Raw genomic sequence first — 18,636 nt, forward strand, 5'->3', positions numbered from 1 at the left:
GTACGAGTCCCCCTCAGCCCTTGGCCACGGCGCGCAGCCGGTCCACCACATCGGCCCGCAGATCCGCGGGCTCCAGTACGACGACGTCCGGGCCGAACTCCACGAGCCAGGCGTCGAGCCCGTGTCCGTACGGAATCTCCAACTCGTCCCAGCCCTCCCCCAGTTCCCGTATGGACTTGGCCCTGGAGCGCAGCGGATAACCGCTGCCGGTGCGCAGCCGGATCCGCGCGGAGCGGGTCGCGGTCTCCCCGGCCCAGGTCTCGACGGTCTCACGGACGGTCACAACATCGGGCACGGGCGCGGTGAAGGAGCCGGCGCGCGAGCGGACTCGGCCGGTGATGCGCGAGAGCCTGAAGACCCGTTCGGCGCCGCGGTCGCGGTCCCAGCCCGCCAGATACCAGTGGCCGCGCCAGCATTCGAGGGTCCACGGTTCGACATGGCGCTGCTCGGGGCGTGCGGCGTTCGCCTTGCGGTAGTCGAAGATGACGGGCCGACGGTCGCGGCAGGCGAGCATCAGCGGCTCAAAAGCCGCCTCGTGGACGGGGATTCGGGGTTCGAGGGCGCTGTGCTGCGCCTCGTACGAGTCCTCGGCCTCGGGCATGCCGGCCGCGCGCAGCTTCTGCAGGGCGCCGGTGGCGGCCCCGGCGAGGCGCGCCTGCTGCCAGACCTTGGCCGCGAGGCCGAGTGCTGCGGCCTCTTCGGCGTCGAGCGTGATGGCCGGCAGGCGGTTGGAGTCGCGGCGGGCGAGATAGCCGGTTTCACCGTCGAGGTTCTCCACCGTCTCGATGACCAGGCCGAGTTCACGCAAGTCGTCCTTGTCGCGCTCGAACATCCGGTTGAAGGAGTCGTCGGAACCGGCCTCCAGATAGGCCTCGATGGACTCGCGCAGCTCGCGCTTGCTGAGCGGGCGGCGAGTCCCCAGCAGGCACAGCGCCAGGTTCATCAACCGCTCGGCCTTGGCAATGGCCATCGACGCCCTTCCTCACAGTGCTTCTGATCGTCGACCGTACCGCCCCGGGGTGTCGGGGCAAAGCCGAGGGCCCATGCCGACCGGCATGGGCCCTCTTACTGTCCGTACGTGATCAGACGGCGACCAGGTCGCACACGAAGATCAGCGTCTCGCCCGGGGCGATGGCTCCGCCGCCGGCGCCGCGGTCGCCGTACGCGAGGTGCGCGGGGATGATCAGCTGGCGGCGGCCGCCGACCTTCATGCCCTGCACGCCCTGGTCCCAGCCGGAGATGACCTGGCCGACACCGAGCTGGAACTGCAGCGGGGTGCCGCGGTTCCACGAAGCGTCGAACTCCTCGCCGGTGGAGAAGGCCACGCCCACGTAGTGGACGGAGACGGTGTCGCCCGCCTTGGCCACCGGGCCGTCGCCCTCCCAGATGTCCTTGATCTCCAGGTCGGCCGGCGGCTCGCCACCCGGGAAGTCGATCTCGGGCTTCTCGATGCTCACTGAACTGCTCCTCTAAATGATGAACGGGGCAACCAGGACAGTCTTACACCTTTGCCCCTACGCCTTTGTCAGAAGGTCCAGCGAGAAGACCAGCGTGGAGTTCTTCGGAATGCCCTGCGTCTCCTTGGCCCCGAAGGCCTGGTCCGGCGGGATGACCAGCAGCACACGGCTGCCGAGCTTCTTGCCGATGATCCCGTCCTTGAGGCCCTTGAGCGTCACCTGCGCCAGCGGGAAGGTCTGGGTCTTGCCCGCGTCGTAGGTGCTGTCGAACTTCTTGCCGCCGGCCCAGAGGAAGGCCTCGTACTTCACGACGACGGAGTCCTTGGCCGTGAGCACCGGGCCCGAGCCTTCGATCACATAGTTCGAGACGAGCTTCGTGGGCGGGTCGGCCTTCTTGGGGAAGGTCATCGAGGGGGCCTTGCCGTCGGTGTTGGTGCCCACCTTCGGCAGGTCGATGTTGTCCTGGGCGACCTCGGTGCCCTTGGCGGAGAGGGGGACGACGGTGGCCTTCACGATGTCCATGACGAACACCAGCGTGGCGTTGGGCTTGATGTCGCCCTGACCCTGGGCGCCGTAGCCCAGCGCCGGCGGGATCGACACCTCGAGACGGCTGCCGACCTTCTGGCCGTCGAGGGCCTTCTGCCAGCCCTCGATGACACCGCCGCCGCCGATCGACACGTCGAAGGGCTGGCCACGGTCGAAGCTGTTGTCGAAGGGCTTGTCGGAGTCCCACATCTGGCCGAGGTAGTTGACCTTGGCCTGGTCGCCCTTCTTCAGCTTCGCGCCCTTGCCCTCGCTGATCACCTCGACCTTCAACTCCTTGGGCGGATCACCCTCACCCTTCGCCAGGGTCGGCTTCTCGCCGAACTTGGCACCCGCGGTGATGGCGGGCAGCCCGCCGGACGAGGTGGAGTCGGAGTCCTTGTTGTCGCTGCCGCACGCCACTGCCGACAGCAGCAGCAGGGGGACGACGAGAAGGCCGGCTAGTCGGCGCACGTGTTCCTCAGATCTCAGACGGCACAGTAGTTGCCCGACACTCTAGGGTGTGCCGAGGGCCCCGCACGAGGAACGTACGGGGCCCGAGTCGCGTTCCGACGCGTCGTGGCTACATGCCTGCGATGAGCTTCTCCACGCGGTCGTCGACCGACCGGAAGGGGTCCTTGCACAACACGGTGCGCTGCGCCTGGTCGTTGAGCTTGAGGTGCACCCAGTCGACGGTGAAGTCCCGCCGCTGCTCCTGCGCCCGGCGGATGAAGTCGCCGCGCAGCCGCGCCCTGGTGGTCTGCGGGGGCACCGACTTGCCCTCGAAGATCTTCAGGTCGTTGCAGATCCGGGCCGCCTGACCTCGCTTCTCGAGCAGGTAGTACAGCCCGCGGCGGCGGTGGATGTCGTGATACGCGAGGTCTATCTGAGCCACTCGCGGATGCGACATGGTCATGTTGTGCTTGGCGCGGTACCGCTCGATGAGCTTGTACTTCATGACCCAGTCGATCTCGGTACCGATCCGGTCGAGGTCCTCGGCCTCGATCGCGTCCAGCGTGCGGCCCCAGAGCTCCAGGACCTGCTCGACGGTGCCGGTGCGGATCCCGCGCCGGTCGACGAAGTCCACGGCCTTCTCGTAGTACTCGCGCTGGACCTCCAGGGCGGAGGCCTCGCGGCCGCTGGCCAGGCGCACCTTGCGCTGGCCGGTGAGGTCGTGGCTGACCTCGCGGATCGCCCGGATCGGGTTCTCCAGGGTCAGATCGCGCATCACGGTGCCCGCCTCGATCATGCGCAGGACGAGATCGGTCGCGCCGACCTTCAGCAGCATGGTCGTCTCGGACATGTTCGAGTCGCCGACGATGACATGCAGGCGGCGGTAGCGCTCGGCGTCGGCGTGCGGCTCGTCGCGGGTGTTGATGATCGGGCGCGAGCGGGTGGTGGCTGAGCTGACGCCCTCCCAGATGTGCTCGGCGCGCTGGCTGACGCAGTAGACCGCGCCTCGCGGGGTCTGCAGCACCTTGCCCGCGCCGCACAGCAGCTGACGGGTTACCAGGAACGGGATGAGGATGTCCGCGAGCCGGGAGAACTCTCCGTGGCGGGCGACGAGATAGTTCTCGTGGCAGCCGTAGGAGTTTCCCGCCGAGTCGGTGTTGTTCTTGAAGAGATAGACGTCGCCCGCGATTCCCTCCTCGTGCAGGCGGCGTTCGGCGTCGACGAGCAGGCCTTCGAGAATGCGCTCGCCGGCCTTGTCGTGGGTGACCAGCTCGGTCACGTTGTCGCATTCGGGAGTTGCGTATTCCGGATGCGAACCCACGTCGAGGTAGAGGCGGGCGCCGTTCCGCAGGAAGACATTGCTGCTGCGGCCCCATGAGACAACACGGCGGAAGAGGTAGCGCGCCACTTCGTCAGGTGACAGTCGGCGCTGTCCCCTGAACGTGCACGTGACGCCGTACTCGTTCTCCAGCCCGAAAATGCGGCGGTCCATGTCTGAACATTACGCCTCACGGCCTGAGCTGAAACCGGGTTCGGCAGCACCGTTTCGATCATTTTCCGATGAGCCCGTGATGTGGCCCGCAATGTCCTTGGTACGGCCGGGAACTGCGAGGACCCGCTGAGTGGCCATCAGAACCAGCCATGCGGCGATGCCTCCGGCGCCCGCGACGGCGAAGCTCCAGGCGGTCCCGCCGAGCTCGACCGCCGGTCCGGCGACGGCTGTTCCGAGCGCGGCGCCGACGCCGAAGCTGGTAACGAGCCAGGAGAACGACTCGGTGACCATGCCGCTCGGGGCGTGCCGGTCGACCACGATGAAGGCACAGGCGATCGCGGGTGCGAGGAAGAGGCCGGAGAGCGCGGCGAGGGCGGTCATGGCGACCACGCCGGGGGTGAGCACGAGCGGCAGATAGCCGAGGGCGAGCAGGGCCACGAGGGCGCGCAGCCGGCGCTCGGGGGCCCCGGCCCACTGCCGTGCGCCGTACAGCGTGCCGCCGATGAGGGCGCCGAGGCCGAGGGCCGCCATCAGCCAGCCGTACACCGACTCCTGGCCGTGATCGTCGGCGTACGCGATTGCGGCGACGGTGATCGAGCCGAGCGCGAGGCCGACGAAGAACAAGGAACCGAGGAGCGCGAGCAGCCCGGGCGAGCGCAGGGCGCCCAGCCAGTGGGCCTCGCGGGGCGCGGAGCGCCAGCCGCGTGAGGGCTCGGACAGGACGACGGAGAGCGCGCCGAGGACGCCGATGACATTGATGACGAGGAGCGCGGCGCCGGCCGACCAGAGCGAGACGAGCACCGTGACCAGCAACGGGCCGACGGTGAACATCACTTCCTGGGCGACGGCGTCCATGGCGTAGGCCCGGTGCACCCGCTCCTCACGGCCGAGGACGCTCGGCCACAGGGCCCGCAGTCCGCCTTCGAGTGGCGGCGTGAACACGCCGGCGACGGCGACGGCCGCGTAGGCGAGCGGCAGGGCCCCGATCCCGACGGCGGCGAGCAGCACCATGCCGAGGGCGGAGACGACGGCGGCGGGGAACTGGACGCGGGGCTGGCCGTGCAGGTCGACGGCGCGGCCGAGGAGGGGCTGGCCTATCGCGGTGGCTATGCCGTACACGGCGGCGAGCCCGCCGGCGAGGCTGTAGCTGCCGCCCTCGGCGCGGGTGAACAGGACGATCGCGATGGACGCGGTGGCATTGGGCAGCCGCCCGATGAGCGTGCCGGTGAGCAGCCGCGCGGCGTGCGGTGCCTTGAGTATGTCGGCGTAGCCGGTGGCTCCGTCGGCCATGTTCTGCCTCTCTCCCCCGGCGCGACCCGAAGTTTTACGTATAACGTTCTCGTTCATACGTACCATGTCGGCAGCCCGCGGGTCTACCGCGGACGCGTGGTGAACGGCGAAGGCTGAGGACGGCATCGATGGCATACGGGTCCCCCCAGCCCGGCGGCGTACGGCCCACCAGTCGGGATGTCGCCAGGGTTGCCGGGGTTTCGCAGGCCACCGTTTCTCTCGTCCTCGGGGAGAAGTGGCGCGGGCGCGTCTCCGAACGGACCGCCGGGATGGTGCGGGACGCCGCACGTGAGCTCGGGTACCGGCCCAATCTCGCCGCGCGGAATCTGCGGCTCGGGCGGACCAGGACCGCGCTGCTCGTGGTGCCCGCCCTCACCAACGAGTTCTTCGCCCGCGTCTACACCGGCGCGGCCACCGTCGCCGCCGAGCACGGCTTCGGCGTGGTGCTCTATCCGTCCCCCGAGGGCGTCGGCCCCGCCAGGGACCCGTTCGCCTCGGCACGGGCCGCGCTCGACGGTGTGATCGCCTCGTCGATGGCCGCCGAGGCCCTCAACGCCATCCGGGGTACGGATCTCCCGCTCGTGATGCTCGACAGCGACCCGGCTGACCCGGGCGCCGCCGCGCACGTCAATCTCGATATCGCCGACGGCATGCGGCAGATGACGGACCATCTGCTCTCCCTCGGCCACCGCCGCTTCGTCCATCTCGCCTCGGCCATCTCGTCCTGGACCTTCGACGTACGGGCGCGGGCGCTGCACGAGGCGCTGCGCGGTGTGCCGGACACAGTGGTGCGGACCGTCGCCGCGCCCCTGGAGGTGAGCGGCGCGCGCGAGGCCGCCGAGCGGGCGCTCGCTGCCCCCGGACCCCGGCCCACGGCGATCATCTGCGACGACGACATCATGGCCGCCGGGGCCTGCAAGGCCGTACGCCGCGTGGGCCTGCGGGTGCCCGAGGACGTGTCCGTCACCGGCTTCGACGACCTCGCGCTCGCCACAGCCGTTGAGCCGGAGCTCACCACGCTGAGCCTGCCCGCAGAACGCGTGGGCGAGCGCGGTATGGCCGCACTGCTCGCCGTTCTCGACGGCCGCCGCCCCGAGGAGGGCGACCTCCCGGTCCGGCTGGTCGTACGCGGCTCATCGGCCCCCGTCCGGGCCGTCTGAACCCGTACGTATGGTCCGCACCCAGCGGCCTTGAGGCCGCGACACCCGCCGTGGAACGATCACGATCATGATGAGTACGGCGGAGAGCCCGATCGACGCGACGCTGATCGGGACGGCCCCCGCGGCAGGCTCCGTGACACCTCTCCCCGGCGGGCGGCTGTGCGTCAGGACCGACGAGGGGCTGGAGTTGCACGACGCCGAGACCTTCCTCTCAGGCACCCTCGCGCCCACGCGGAGCCTGCGCCTTCCCCCGTGCTCCGCCGCCGCCCCGCTGCCCGGCGGTGCCGCGGTCGTCGCCGAGGGCACGAGGATCCGCGCACTCGGCCCCGACGGAGCCACTCGCTGGGAGCTGGCGCACGCCCGCTGGCACGGCGGACACCGCGACCCCCGCCCGCCCGGCAGGCCCGCCGTGAGCCCGGACGGAGGCCTCGTCAGCGTCCTCGTACCGACGCTCGCCACGCACGAGCGCGCCGCGATACTGGTCGGCGACAACCCGCCCCGGCACCGCTATGCGCGGGACACCCTGCTCCTGCTCGACACCGCCACGGGCGAGGTACGGGCCCGCCGCCCGATCGGAGCGGTCTCGTCGGACGTGACGCAGCGGTGGCATCCGGACGGCTCACTGCTCGCCCTGTCCTGCTGGACGGCCTGGTACAGCTGGTCGACGTGGTGGATCGAGCCCCGACGCGACGGGCTCCACATCCGCGGCGGCACCACGATGCGCGAGGTGATCGACTTCCTGCCGGACCAGGGCCGGGTCCTCACGCTGCGGCGCGCCGAGGGCATCGCGCACAACGACGACCGCGACGAGCTCGCCTCCCACGATGTGACCGCCGACGACCCGGCCGGGGTGTTCGACCTCGGGGAGCTGGCCGTGGACCGCGACAACGACGAGGTCGCCGGGGCATTCCTGATCGATGCGGAGCATGTCCTGGTCACCGGCCGGATCTATCTGCCGGGGCGGCCGGCGTCCATCCGTCACTGGCTGTGCGACACGGCGACCCTGCGCCCGCTGGGGCGGCTGCGGTACCCGGTGGCGGTCGGCGGCGACGTGACCCCGCTCGGCGACGGCAGCTGGCTCACCCGGGACCGCGAACGCCTCCACCGCTGGGCACTCCCATGAGCCGGGCACAGAGAGCCTCGAACCACGGCATACGACTGCGCCCCGGCCCGCACGGGCGGTCCGGGGCGCAGTCGCGTCAGCGGCCGGGGCTCCGGCGGGGCTACTCCCCGCCGTCCTCGGTCTCCTCCGTGTCCGACGGCGCGTCCGTCGGGGTCGATGCGGCACCGTCCGCTTCGAGCAGCCGGGACAGCTGCCGTCCGACGATGCGCTTGAACTTCCGCTGCTGCGGTCGCGTACGGTCCAGGACCGCGACTTCGAGGCGCTCCGCGGGGATCTCCCGCTCGCTGCCGTTGGTCTGGTTGGACAGGGCCTGTACGGCCAGCTTCAGCGCCTCCGCCAGTGACATCCCGTCGCGGTGCCGCTGGTCGAGATAGGTGCTGATCTGCTCGGCGTTGCCGCCGACAGCGACCGAGCCGTGCTCGTCCACGATCGATCCGTCGTGCGGCAGGCGGTAGATCTGGTCGCCCTCGGGGGTGGCGCCGACCTCGGCGACGACCAGCTCCACCTCGTACGGCTTCTCGGCCGCACTGGAGAAGATGGTGCCCAGCGTCTGGGCGTAGACATTGGCGAGCCCACGGGCCGTCACATCGTCACGGTCGTAGGTGTATCCGCGCAGATCGGCATAGCGCACGCCGCCGATCCGCAGGTTCTCGTACTCGTTGTACTTACCGGCCGCGGCGAAGCCGATACGGTCGTAGATCTCACTGAATTTGTGCAGCGCACGGGACGGGTTCTCACCGACGAAGACGATGCCGTCGGTGTACTGCAGCACAACGAGGCTGCGACCACGGGCAATGCCCTTGCGGGCGTATTCCGCCCGGTCCGCCATGGCCTGCTGGGGTGAGACATAGAACGGCGTCGACACCGGCTATCCGTCCCTTTCTGTCAGTGGCATGTGGGAAGGGGCCGTCAGAGCAGCGCTGCGCGCGGGCCGTCGGGCTGTTCGAGGCGGCGCTCCAGGATCGCGCGGGCGATCTCGGAGGACTCGGCCTCGGTGAGCTTGCGGAAGCCCTCGTCGGTGATGACCGTGACGATCGGATAGATCCGCCGGGCCACATCCGGTCCGCCGGTGGCCGAGTCGTCGTCGGCCGCGTCGTACAGCGCCTGAATGACCAGGGTGGTCGCCTGCTGCTCCGTCAGATCGTCGCGGTAGAGCTTCTTCATCGCCCCGCGGGCGAAGATCGAGCCGGAGCCGGTGGCCGCGAACCCGTGCTCCTCGGAGCGACCGCCTGTGACGTCGTACGAGAAGATCCGGCCCTTCTCGCGGTCGACGTCGTATCCCGCGAAGAGCGGCACGACTGCAAGGCCCTGCATCGCCATGCCGAGGTTGCCGCGGATCATGGTGGAGAGCCGGTTCGCCTTGCCCTCCAGGGAGAGTTGGGCGCCTTCGACCTTCTCGAAGTGCTCCAGCTCCAGCTGGAAGAGCTTGACCATCTCCACCGCGAGGCCGGCGGTGCCGGCGATGCCCACGGCCGAGTACTCGTCGGCCGGGAAGACCTTCTCGATGTCGCGCTGCGCGATCATGTTGCCCATGGTCGCCCGCCGGTCACCGGCGAGCACCACGCCACCGGGGAACGTCGTCGCGACGATGGTCGTACCGTGCGGTGCCTCGATGGCGCCCTGCACGGGCGGCAGGACACGCTTTCCGGGCAGCATCTCCGGGGAGTGCTGGCCCAGGAAGTCCATGAACGAGGAGGAGCCGGGCGTCAGGAAGGCTGCCGGCAGACGCCCGGTGCTACGAGGGTTGGCTTCCACGCGATTCCTTCCGGATGGGCGGCGGCCCGCCACGTCGGGCGCGGGCCGATCTTTCGAACTGTGCACGGACATTACCCGCGCCGTCGCCTGTCATCCGCCCCGGTGCCACCGGCTTTCGCCGACGGCCCAGGACGGACAACAGCGGTTACTCTCCGCCCTTTTGGACGAAGGAACGCACGAAGTCCTCGGCGTTCTCCTCGAGGACGTCGTCAATCTCGTCCAGTACGGAGTCGACGTCGTCCGACAGCTTCTCCTGACGCTCCTTGAGGTCCTCGGAGGCCTGCGCATCCTGCGCCTGCTCCTCGACCTCCTCAGTGGAACGCGTGGCCTTCTGCTGTCCGCCGCCGGTGTCCTTGGTCGCCATATCCCTCACCCCGCTCGGTTTGCCCTGACGTGAGTTCGTTCGGTCAAGATCAGACCCTACAAGCAGGGTCCGACATCGGCCCCGCACTTTCCTCAACGTCCGGGGACCACCTCGATGATTCCCGGACCTGGCCCATTTCAGCCGCCGGACAGCACCCGGACCAGGTCTTCCGCGGTCCGGCAGCGGTCGAGGAGCTCCTTGACGTGATTACGCGTTCCGCGTAGCGGTTCGAGGGTTGGCACCCGCTGCAGCGAGTCACGGCCGGGCAGATCGAAGATCACCGAGTCCCAGGAGGCCGCGGCGACATCGTCCGCGTACTGCTCGAGACAGCGGCCGCGGAAATATGCCCGGGTGTCCTCGGGAGGCTTCGTCCCGGCCCGTACGACGTCCGGCTCGTCCAGGAGCCGCTTCATCTTGCCGCGGGCCGCCAGCCGGTTGTACAGGCCCTTCTCGGCGCGTACGTCGGCGTACTGGAGGTCCACCAGGTGCAGCCGTGCCGCGTCCCAGCCCAGGCCGTCCCGCCTGCGGTAGCCCTCCATGAGCTCCTTCTTGGCGATCCAGTCCAGTTCCCCGGACAGGCTCATCGGGTCGTTCTCGAGCCGGTTGAGAGTGTCCTCCCAGCGGATCAGGACGTCCCTGGTCTGCTCGTCGGCGTCGGCGCCGAAGCGCTCCTCGACGTATTTGCGGGCCAGCTCGAAGTACTCCATCTGAAGCTGGACTGCGGTGAGTGTCCGGCCGCTGCGCAGCGTGACCAGCTGCTTCAGCGTCGGGTCGTGCGAGACCTGGTGCAGGGTGCGCACCGGCTGCTCGACCGCCAGGTCCACCGCGATGAAGCCGTCCTCGATCATCGACAGGACCAGAGCCGTGGTGCCCAGCTTGAGATAGGTCGAGATCTCCGACAGGTTCGCGTCGCCGATGATCACATGGAGCCTGCGGTACTTCTCGGCGTCGGAGTGGGGCTCGTCGCGGGTGTTGATGATGGGCCGCTTCAGCGTGGTCTCGAGCCCGACCTCGACCTCGAAGTAGTCGGCGCGCTGGCTGATCTGGAAGCCGTGTTCATGGCCGTCCTGGCCGATTCCGACCCGTCCGGCGCCGGTGACGACCTGGCGGGAGACGAAGAACGGCGTCAGGTGGCGCACGATGTCCGAGAAGGCGGTCTCCCGCTTCATCAGGTAGTTCTCGTGCGTGCCGTAGGACGCGCCCTTGTTGTCGGTGTTGTTCTTGTACAGATGGATCGGCTGGGCGCCGGGGAGCTGGGCCGCGCGCTCGGCGGCCTCCGCCATGATCCGCTCGCCGGCCTTGTCCCAGAGGACGGCGTCGCGCGGGTTGGTGACCTCGGGCGAGCTGTACTCGGGGTGGGCATGGTCGACGTACAGCCTGGCACCGTTGGTGAGGATCACATTGGCCAGGCCGATGTCCTCGTCGGTGAGCTGGCTGGAGTCGGCGGCCTCGCGGGCGAGGTCGAAGCCGCGGGCGTCCCGCAGCGGATTCTCCTCCTCGAAGTCCCAGCGGGCGCGCCGCGCCCTGTGCATCGCCGCCGCGTAGGCGTTGACGATCTGGGACGAGGTGAGCATGGCATTGGCGTTCGGGTGGCCCGGGACGGAGATGCCGTACTCCGTCTCGATGCCCATTACTCGCCGTACGGTCATGCGGCCCTCCTTGCCCGGCGGCGCTCCCCTCCGGGAACGGCGCTCAAGTACCGCTGCAGCTCCGGTGCGTGTGCGGTGCCCGTCCCCGCACTGCGCGACTCGGCGGTACCGAAGAGCCTAGAACGCCTCTGCGCTGGTGGGGAGATCAATTTCGTCATTGCTCCGGCTATGGCTGGACCTGTCGGAAAAGCATTCGGCTGCGGATGCCCGGCCGGGCATCCGCAGCCGGTCTGCGTTCTACAGGTACTGACCGGTGTTCGCCACCGTGTCGATGGAACGTCCGGTGTCCGCGCCCTGCTTTCCGGTGACAAGGGTGCGGATGAAGACGATCCGCTCGCCCTTCTTTCCGGAGATACGGGCCCAGTCGTCCGGGTTGGTGGTGTTCGGCAGGTCCTCGTTCTCCTTGAACTCGTCCACGCATGCCTGGAGGAGATGGGAGACCCGAAGGCCCTTCTGGTTCTGGTCGAGGAAAGCCTTGATGGCCATCTTCTTGGCCCGGTCGACGATGTTCTGAATCATCGCGCCGGAGTTGAAGTCCTTGAAGTACAGGACTTCCTTGTCGCCATTGGCGTACGTGACCTCGAGGAAGCGGTTCTCCTCGGACTCCGCGTACATCTGCTCGACGACGGACTGGATCATCGCGTGCGCGGCGGCGTCCTTGGAGCCGCTGTGCTCGGAGAGGTCGTCGGCGTGCAGCGGCAGCGAAGCCGTGAGGTACTTGGCGAAGATGTCCTTCGCCGCCTCCGCGTCCGGACGCTCGATCTTGATCTTCACATCGAGCCGGCCGGGGCGCAGGATCGCGGGGTCGATCATGTCCTCGCGGTTGGAGGCGCCGATCACGATGACGTTCTCCAGGCCCTCCACACCGTCGATCTCGGCGAGCAGCTGCGGGACGATGGTGTTCTCCACGTCCGAGCTGACGCCGGAACCACGGGTGCGGAAGAGGGATTCCATCTCGTCGAAGAAGACGATGACGGGGGTGCCCTCGCTCGCCTTCTCCCGTGCACGCTGGAAGACGAGGCGGATGTGCCGCTCGGTCTCACCGACGTACTTGTTGAGGAGCTCGGGGCCCTTGATGTTGAGGAAGTAGCTCTTCCCCGCGGGCTGGCCGGTCACCTCGGCGACCTTCTTGGCAAGGGAGTTGGCGACCGCCTTGGCGATCAGCGTCTTGCCGCATCCGGGCGGGCCGTAGAGCAGGATGCCCTTCGGCGGCCGCAGTTCGTGCTCCTTGAAGAGGTCCGGGTAGAGGTACGGAAGCTCGACCGCGTCGCGGATCATCTCGATCTGGCCGCCCAGACCGCCGATCTTGGTGTAGTCGACGTCCGGGACCTCTTCGAGGACGAGCTCTTCGACCTCGCTCTTGGGGATCACTTCATAGACGTAGCCGGAACGGGGCTCCAGCAGCAGGGCGTCGCCGGGGCGGATGGTGATGTCCAGCAGCGTGTCCGCGAGCCTCACCACCCGTTCCTCGTCGGTGTGCCCGACCACCAGGGCGCGCTCGCCGTCCTCAAGGATCTCCTTGAGGGTGACGATGTCCCCGGCGCGCTCGAACTCCATGGCCTCGACCACATTGAGCGCCTCGTTGAGCATGACTTCCTGGCCGCGCCGGAGCTCTTCGAGCTCGACGCTGGGGCTGACGTTCACCCTGAGCTTGCGGCCCCCGGTGAAGATGTCGCACGTGCCGTCCTCGATCGCCTGCAGGAAGACACCGAAGCCTGCCGGCGGCTGAGCGAGCCGGTCGACCTCCTCCTTGAGGGCCACGATCTGGTCGCGGGCCTCACGGAGCGTATTGGCGAGCCGCTCGTTCTGTGCGGAGACGCCGGCCAGGTTTGTCTGCAGCTCTACGATCCGCTCTTCGAGAATCCTCGTGTGACGCGGCGAGTCGGCGAGCTTGCGGCGCAGGACGGCGATTTCCTGCTCGAGATAGGCAACCTGACCGGCGGGGTCTTCAGACCCCCGCCCCGGCCGGATGCCGCGGTTGATGTCGTCGTCGTGGGCTGCCACGGTCCTCACCTCCTCCAAGGGGAGCTGGACGCTTCCTGACCCTACCTGGGTGGGTGGTGATTGAAACCCCTAGATCACAAAGACGGTAGGGGTGTGTCCGATCTTCACCCTTGCGCTCTCCCTCACGCCAGGGGAATACCCACCCATCAACATCGGAAAGCGGGCGGAGGTATCGTCGAAGCGTTCAACACCCGTCAGGGCTGGCGCGACTTGCTTCACATTGCTACACCCGACGAAGGAAACGGCAGGAGATATGACCGTGCAGCACGAGGTCCCCACAGAAGCCGTCGGGGAGGCCCTGGAGGTCTGGATCGACCAGGACCTCTGCACCGGGGACGGGATCTGTGCGCAGTACGCGCCTGAGGTCTTCGAGCTGGACATTGACGGGCTCGCGTATGTGAAGAGCACCGACGACGAACTGCTCCAGAACCCGGGCGCCACAACGCCCGTGCCGCTGCCGCTGCTGAGCGATGTCGTGGACTCCGCGAAGGAGTGCCCGGGCGACTGCATCCACGTCCGCCGCGTTTCGGACAGGGTCGAGGTCTACGGCCCCGACGCAGAGTGACAGATCACATACTGCGCGCTTCGGGCTGCGCGGTGCGTACGAACTTCCCGCCCTGCCACTGCCACTTGACCTTCTCCAGCAGGTCGGGACAGCAGCTGGGCACGTCCGGCGAGGAGTAGCCGAGCAGCGTCGCCGTAACCGCTCCGTCACGTACGGCGAACTCCTTCACGCTGAGCTTCTGCGCGGGCTCGACGAGGGTCGCGACGACCCGCGGGCCCGTGCCCCGGCCCTGGGTCAGTACGTAGACGCCGCTGGGCGGCGTGCCGGAGCCGGCGTCGCAGCGGGCCACCGCAACGGTCTCCGGGCTGCCGTCGCCGTCGAGATCGCCCGAAGCCTTCTTGGTCACCACGCTCTTAGCGCCGCCGCACTCCAGCGGGAGCCGTACTCCTGCGGGATCGGGCGCCGGGGCCGGAGCGGCGGCCGTTTCTGTGTTCGGCGGGCCCGGCTGGGAGGCGGCCTGGGCCTTGGGCTGCAGCAGGCCGGCGGCGGCAACCACCGCTGCCATCGCCGTCGCGGTGGCGAGCCAGTGCACCGGGCGGGCGTGAGTGTGCGCGAGGTCCGGGACGACGGCGGTCTGCACGCGGGATGTCTCCTGGGAGGGCGGTACCGGCGGGGGGTGGCCTGCATCGTGCCATACGTCACAGCGGGTGCGGAACAGCAGGGTCCGACTGTGTAGGTCAAGAAAGTGTGTAGGTCGGAAGCGCTCAACGCGAAGACGCCGCCGCCGAGTTCCCCCGGGTGTCCGGGAACTCGGCGGCGGCGTCGGTACGTTGTGCGGGCGTCAGCCCTTGTTGGGGCCTTCGTAGTCCTCGCCGTACGCGCCCTTGGCGGGACGGCGGCGGCGCATCGGGGGTTCCACACCGTCCGCGAGACGGCGGGCCGTGACGAGGAATCCGGTGTGGCCGATCATCCGGTGGTCCGGGCGGACGGCCAGGCCTTCGACGTGCCAGTTGCGGACCATCGACTCCCAGGGCTGCGGCTCGGCGAAGCAGCCGATCTCGCGGATGGACTCGACGGTGCGCGAGAGCTGGGTGGTGGTGGCCACGTAGCAGCACAGGATGCCGCCCGGGACGAGCGCCTTGGAGACGGCGTCCAGGCACTCCCAAGGGGCCAGCATGTCCAGGATCACGCGGTCGACATCGGTGTCGGTCAGGTTGTCCTGGAGGTCGCCGACGGTGAGCTGCCAGGCGGGGTGCGGACCGCCGAAGTAGCGCTCCACGTTCTGCGTGGCGATCTCGGCGAAGTCCTCGCGGCGCTCGTAGGAGTGCAGCATGCCGTGGTCGCCGATGGCGCGCAGCAGGAAGGCACTCAGTGAGCCCGAGCCCACCCCGGCCTCGACGACGCGGGCGCCGGCGAAGATGTCGGCGAAGGCCAGGATCTGCCCCGCGTCCTTGGGGTAGACCACGGCGGCGCCGCGGGGCATGGACAGGACGAAGTCGGGGAGCAGGGGGCGCAGCGCTAGGTAGGCGACGTTTCCCGTGGTACGGACAACACTGCCCTCGGGAGCGCCGATCAGCTCGTCGTGCGGGAAGGAACCCTTGTGGGTGTGGAAATTCTTCCCGGCCTCGAGCGTGAACGTGTAGTGGCGTCCCTTGGGGTCGGTGAGCTGGACCTGGTCCCCGACCTTGAAGGGCCCGCGTCGGCGGGCGGCACCGGTCGGTTCGGACATGTGACCAGCCTACCGGCCCTGACCGGGCCCCCGTGACCACACCGAGCCCCACCGGGCCCGCCGGACGGCCTCGCCGGGGCGTCCAGTGAGCCAAGGGGCGCGCGGGTGTCGGAGACGAACCGAGCCGCTAAGAAGACGCGGGGCGGGCCATGGCCGCCACGAAGGCGCGCTCCACGTCCGCCGTGGACAGGACGCCGTAGATCTCGCCCGTCTCCTCGACCACCAGGTACTCCGTCGCCGGAGAGGCCCTGAGCTTGTCCAGGAGCGCCTCGCCCGCCAGTTCCGCCGAGACCTTCATGCCCTCGGTGAGTTCCTGGGCGAGGCCGCTGACCGCGACCCACGGGCGGCGGTGTTCCGGGACGCCGACGATGGCCGCCTCGCGTACCAGGGCCGTCGGGTCGCCGTGGCCGTCGACGACGACCAGCGCGCGGGCGCCCGCCTCGTTGGCGCGGCGCAGCGCCTCGGAGAGCGGGGTGTCGGACTCGACCGGGACGGCCCGCCTGGTGAGCGTGCGTGCTTCCAGCTCGGGGAGGTGCTCGCGCAGCCGCGCCATACGCAGGCTGTTGCCCGCGCCTGTCCAGATGATCGCGGCGAGGATCGCGGCGAGCAGCGCGTCCGTGACTGTCTCCACGCCGCCGATGTCCTCGGTGGCGTTGCCGAGTGCGCCGGTGTGGGTGAGCAGCGGAAGGCCGATCAGGACCGCGACGGCGAGCGCCCGGCCCACCCAGGCCGCGGCGACGGTGCCCGCCATCGGCCTGCCGGTGATCTTCCACACGACGGCGCGCAGCATCCGGCCGCCGTCGAGCGGCAGACCGGGCAGCAGATTGAACGCGGCCACGATCAGGTTGGAGATCATCAGGCCGGCGAGCAGCACGCCCGGGACCGTACCGGGGTCGACGGCCTGCATCCCCAGGTAGAAGAGCCCGGCGAGGACGAGCGAGAGCAGCGGTCCGACGAAGGCCAGGACGAACTCGCGGCCCGGGGTCTCCGACTCCTTCTCGATCTCGGACACGCCGCCGAAGAACTGGAGCTGGATCCGGCGCACCGGCAGCTTGAAGCGCAGCGCAGCGACGGTGTGGGCGAGTTCGTGGACGAGCACGGACGCGTAGAAGGCGACCGCGAAGAAGAGCGAGACGAGGTAGCGCGCGCCGCCGAGTTCGGGGAGCACGCGGTCGAGCTGACCGCCGAAGACCCAGGTGATGAGCGCGGCGACGATGAACCAGCTGGGGGCGACATAGACCGGCACGCCGAAGGGACGGCCCATGAGAATGCCGCCGCCGGGACCGTCGGAGCGCCGCGGCTTGCCGCCCTCGGGGTTCGCTCCTCCCTTACCGGACCGCGTCCGCTCACGCTCGCCGCTCGTGTCGTCCTCGTCCACGGGTCCCCTTTGTCGCGAATGCTGCGCTCACTCGATCATGCTGTTTCGAGGGTCTGACGTCGATGGTATTCCGCTCGCTGTCAGTGGCGGGCCGTAGGGTCTGCGTCATGAGTACGAGTCAGCAGCCCACATCGCTGTCGCCGTCGCGGGCGAGCGACTTCATGCAGTGTCCCCTGCTGTACCGGTTCCGGGTGATCGACAAGCTGCCGGAGAAGCCCAGCGAGGCGGCTACCCGCGGCACGCTCGTGCATGCGGTGCTGGAGCGGCTCTTCGACGCCCCGGCGGCGGAACGGACGGCTCCGCGAGCCAAGTCCCTGATCCCGGGTCAGTGGGACCGGCTGCTCGAGACGAAGCCGGAGCTGAGCGAGCTGTTCGCCGAGGATGCCGAGGGCGAGCGGCTCACGCGCTGGCTCGGCGAGGCGGAGCAGCTGGTGGAGCGGTGGTTCTCGCTGGAGGACCCGACCCGCTTGGAGCCCGCCGAGCGCGAGATGTTCGTCGAGACGGAGCTGGAGTCGGGGCTGCGGCTGCGCGGCGTCATCGACCGGGTCGATGTGGCGCCGACCGGCGAGGTCCGGATCGTCGACTACAAGACGGGCAAGGCCCCGCGCCCCGAGTACAGCGAAGGCGCGCTGTTCCAGATGAAGTTCTACGCGCTGGTCATCTGGCGGCTGAAGAACGTGGTGCCGCGCCGCCTCCAGCTCGTCTATCTGGGCAGCGGCGAGGTGCTGACGTACGACCCGGCCCCGGAGGATCTGGAGCGTGTGGAGCGCAAGCTGCTGGCGCTCTGGGACGCGATCAAGCAGGCCACCGAGACGGGTGACTGGCGGCCGCGGCCGACGAAGCTGTGCGGCTGGTGCGACCATCAGGCGGTCTGTCCGGAATTCGGCGGCACTCCCCCGGTATATCCGCTGAGCATCTCCCCGACCGCTTCGGCGGAGGATGGTCAGGGCAGAATGGGCCCGGTCTAACTAAGGAGTACCCGTGGCTATCCGCGTCCTACTGGTCGACGACCAACCGCTGCTGCGCACCGGCTTCCGGATGATCCTGGAGGCCGAGCAGGACATCGCGGTGGTCGGCGAGGCCGGGGACGGCCTGCAGGCCCTCGACCAGGTGCGTGCGCTGCAGCCCGATGTGGTGCTGATGGACATCCGGATGCCCCGGATGGACGGCGTCGAGGCGACCCGTCAGATCACCGGCCCCGGGCGCGACGGCCCGGCGAAGGTGCTGGTGCTGACCACCTTCGACCTCGATGAGTACGTGGTGGAGGCGCTGCGGGCCGGAGCGAGCGGCTTCCTGCTCAAGGACGCGCCCGCCAATGAGCTGGTCCAGGCGATCCGGGTGGTCGCGGCGGGCGAGGCGATGCTTGCCCCGAGCATCACGCGCAGGCTCCTCGACAAGTACGCGGACCATCTGCCCTCCGGCGAGGAGCCGGTCCCGGACACGCTGCACACGCTGACCGAGCGCGAGGTGGAGGTGCTCAAGCTGGTCGCGCGGGGGCTGTCCAATGCCGAGATCGCCGCGGATCTGTTCGTCAGCGAGACCACCGTCAAGACGCATGTGGGCCATGTGCTGACGAAGCTGAGTCTGCGCGACCGGGTGCAGGCCGCGGTGTATGCGTACGAGAGCGGTCTGGTGCGCCCCGGCGCGCAATAGCGCAGCAGCTTCTCCGGAAGCCTTACGAAAAGCCTTACGAACACGAGCGAGCGGCGGCGGCGGATCCGTACGTACGGCAGTCGAAGGTGACGACGGACTCGC

Annotated in this window: 18 protein-coding genes; 5 read left to right on the forward strand and 13 right to left on the reverse strand. The window is 69.1% G+C overall.

Annotation, left to right across the window (positions count from 1 at the left end):
- Positions 1-13: 13 nt before the first annotated feature.
- The 5 genes from ABZS64_RS29870 to ABZS64_RS29890 form a co-directional block, all read right to left on the reverse strand.
- Entirely contained in the window at positions 14-970 is a 957-nt protein-coding gene (locus tag ABZS64_RS29870) for a WYL domain-containing protein (protein ID WP_355836366.1), read from the reverse strand.
- Positions 971-1,082: 112 nt separating this feature from the next.
- Positions 1,083-1,457, reverse strand: coding sequence for an FKBP-type peptidyl-prolyl cis-trans isomerase (locus ABZS64_RS29875; protein WP_266478309.1), 375 nt, complete (start codon positions 1,455-1,457; stop codon positions 1,083-1,085).
- Between the two features lie 57 nt (positions 1,458-1,514).
- Positions 1,515-2,453 carry an FKBP-type peptidyl-prolyl cis-trans isomerase gene (locus tag ABZS64_RS29880; protein ID WP_355836369.1) on the reverse strand — a complete coding sequence of 313 codons (939 nt, stop codon included), beginning with the start codon at positions 2,451-2,453 and terminating at the stop codon, positions 1,515-1,517.
- Between the two features lie 109 nt (positions 2,454-2,562).
- Complete coding sequence (gene pafA, locus ABZS64_RS29885; RefSeq protein ID WP_355836372.1) at positions 2,563-3,924, reverse strand: Pup--protein ligase; 1,362 nt, start codon at positions 3,922-3,924, stop codon at positions 2,563-2,565.
- A 9-nt stretch (positions 3,925-3,933) separates the two neighbouring features.
- On the reverse strand, positions 3,934-5,214 hold the full coding sequence (locus ABZS64_RS29890) for an MFS transporter (protein WP_355836375.1): 1,281 nt from the start codon (positions 5,212-5,214) through the stop codon (positions 3,934-3,936).
- Positions 5,215-5,342: 128 nt separating this feature from the next.
- Here ABZS64_RS29890 and ABZS64_RS29895 point away from each other — a divergent pair, with 128 nt between their 5' ends.
- Together ABZS64_RS29895 and ABZS64_RS29900 are read left to right on the forward strand one after the other, a co-directional pair.
- Positions 5,343-6,374 carry a LacI family DNA-binding transcriptional regulator gene (locus ABZS64_RS29895; protein WP_355836377.1) on the forward strand — a complete coding sequence of 344 codons (1,032 nt, stop codon included), beginning with the start codon at positions 5,343-5,345 and terminating at the stop codon, positions 6,372-6,374.
- Between the two features lie 67 nt (positions 6,375-6,441).
- Complete coding sequence (locus ABZS64_RS29900) at positions 6,442-7,497, forward strand: hypothetical protein (protein ID WP_355836379.1); 1,056 nt, start codon at positions 6,442-6,444, stop codon at positions 7,495-7,497.
- Between the two features lie 100 nt (positions 7,498-7,597).
- Here ABZS64_RS29900 and prcA read toward each other — a convergent pair whose 3' ends face one another.
- From prcA to arc, 5 genes are all read right to left on the reverse strand, one after another.
- Positions 7,598-8,362 (reverse strand): proteasome subunit alpha, encoded by a 765-nt coding sequence (gene prcA, locus ABZS64_RS29905; protein WP_355836382.1) that lies wholly within the window; start codon positions 8,360-8,362, stop codon positions 7,598-7,600.
- A gap of 44 nt (positions 8,363-8,406) precedes the next feature.
- Complete coding sequence (prcB, locus tag ABZS64_RS29910; RefSeq protein WP_355836384.1) at positions 8,407-9,252, reverse strand: proteasome subunit beta; 846 nt, start codon at positions 9,250-9,252, stop codon at positions 8,407-8,409.
- Positions 9,253-9,397: 145 nt separating this feature from the next.
- Positions 9,398-9,616 carry a ubiquitin-like protein Pup gene (locus ABZS64_RS29915; protein ID WP_011027899.1) on the reverse strand — a complete coding sequence of 73 codons (219 nt, stop codon included), beginning with the start codon at positions 9,614-9,616 and terminating at the stop codon, positions 9,398-9,400.
- Between the two features lie 137 nt (positions 9,617-9,753).
- The gene (dop, locus tag ABZS64_RS29920) at positions 9,754-11,265 is read right to left on the reverse strand and encodes a depupylase/deamidase Dop (protein ID WP_355836386.1); all 1,512 of its coding nucleotides are present in this window, start codon (positions 11,263-11,265) and stop codon (positions 9,754-9,756) included.
- A 237-nt stretch (positions 11,266-11,502) separates the two neighbouring features.
- The gene (gene arc, locus ABZS64_RS29925) at positions 11,503-13,269 is read right to left on the reverse strand and encodes a proteasome ATPase (protein ID WP_355836389.1); all 1,767 of its coding nucleotides are present in this window, start codon (positions 13,267-13,269) and stop codon (positions 11,503-11,505) included.
- Positions 13,270-13,522: 253 nt separating this feature from the next.
- Between arc and ABZS64_RS29930 the strand changes: the two genes are divergently transcribed.
- Entirely contained in the window at positions 13,523-13,834 is a 312-nt protein-coding gene (locus tag ABZS64_RS29930; protein ID WP_355836392.1) for a ferredoxin, read from the forward strand.
- Between the two features lie 4 nt (positions 13,835-13,838).
- On the opposite strand, the gene ABZS64_RS29935 is transcribed toward ABZS64_RS29930, so the two are convergent.
- The 3 genes from ABZS64_RS29935 to ABZS64_RS29945 form a co-directional block, all read right to left on the reverse strand.
- Entirely contained in the window at positions 13,839-14,414 is a 576-nt protein-coding gene (locus ABZS64_RS29935) for a hypothetical protein (protein WP_355836395.1), read from the reverse strand.
- A gap of 201 nt (positions 14,415-14,615) precedes the next feature.
- Positions 14,616-15,503 carry a tRNA (adenine-N1)-methyltransferase gene (locus ABZS64_RS29940; protein WP_355836397.1) on the reverse strand — a complete coding sequence of 296 codons (888 nt, stop codon included), beginning with the start codon at positions 15,501-15,503 and terminating at the stop codon, positions 14,616-14,618.
- 127 nt (positions 15,504-15,630) lie between these two features.
- A complete protein-coding gene (locus tag ABZS64_RS29945; RefSeq protein ID WP_355836400.1) occupies positions 15,631-16,881 on the reverse strand; it encodes a site-2 protease family protein in 1,251 nt (416 codons plus the stop codon).
- 107 nt (positions 16,882-16,988) lie between these two features.
- On the opposite strand from ABZS64_RS29945, the gene ABZS64_RS29950 reads away from it, so the two are divergent.
- Together ABZS64_RS29950 and ABZS64_RS29955 are read left to right on the forward strand one after the other, a co-directional pair.
- Entirely contained in the window at positions 16,989-17,849 is an 861-nt protein-coding gene (locus tag ABZS64_RS29950) for a RecB family exonuclease (protein WP_355836403.1), read from the forward strand.
- Between the two features lie 13 nt (positions 17,850-17,862).
- Positions 17,863-18,534, forward strand: coding sequence for a response regulator transcription factor (locus tag ABZS64_RS29955; RefSeq protein WP_355836405.1), 672 nt, complete (start codon positions 17,863-17,865; stop codon positions 18,532-18,534).
- The last annotated feature ends 102 nt before the right edge of the window (positions 18,535-18,636 follow it).

Origin of the sequence: Streptomyces sp. NPDC005408 (assembly GCF_040606445.1) — a bacterium.
Lineage (GTDB): Bacteria > Actinomycetota > Actinomycetes > Streptomycetales > Streptomycetaceae > Streptomyces.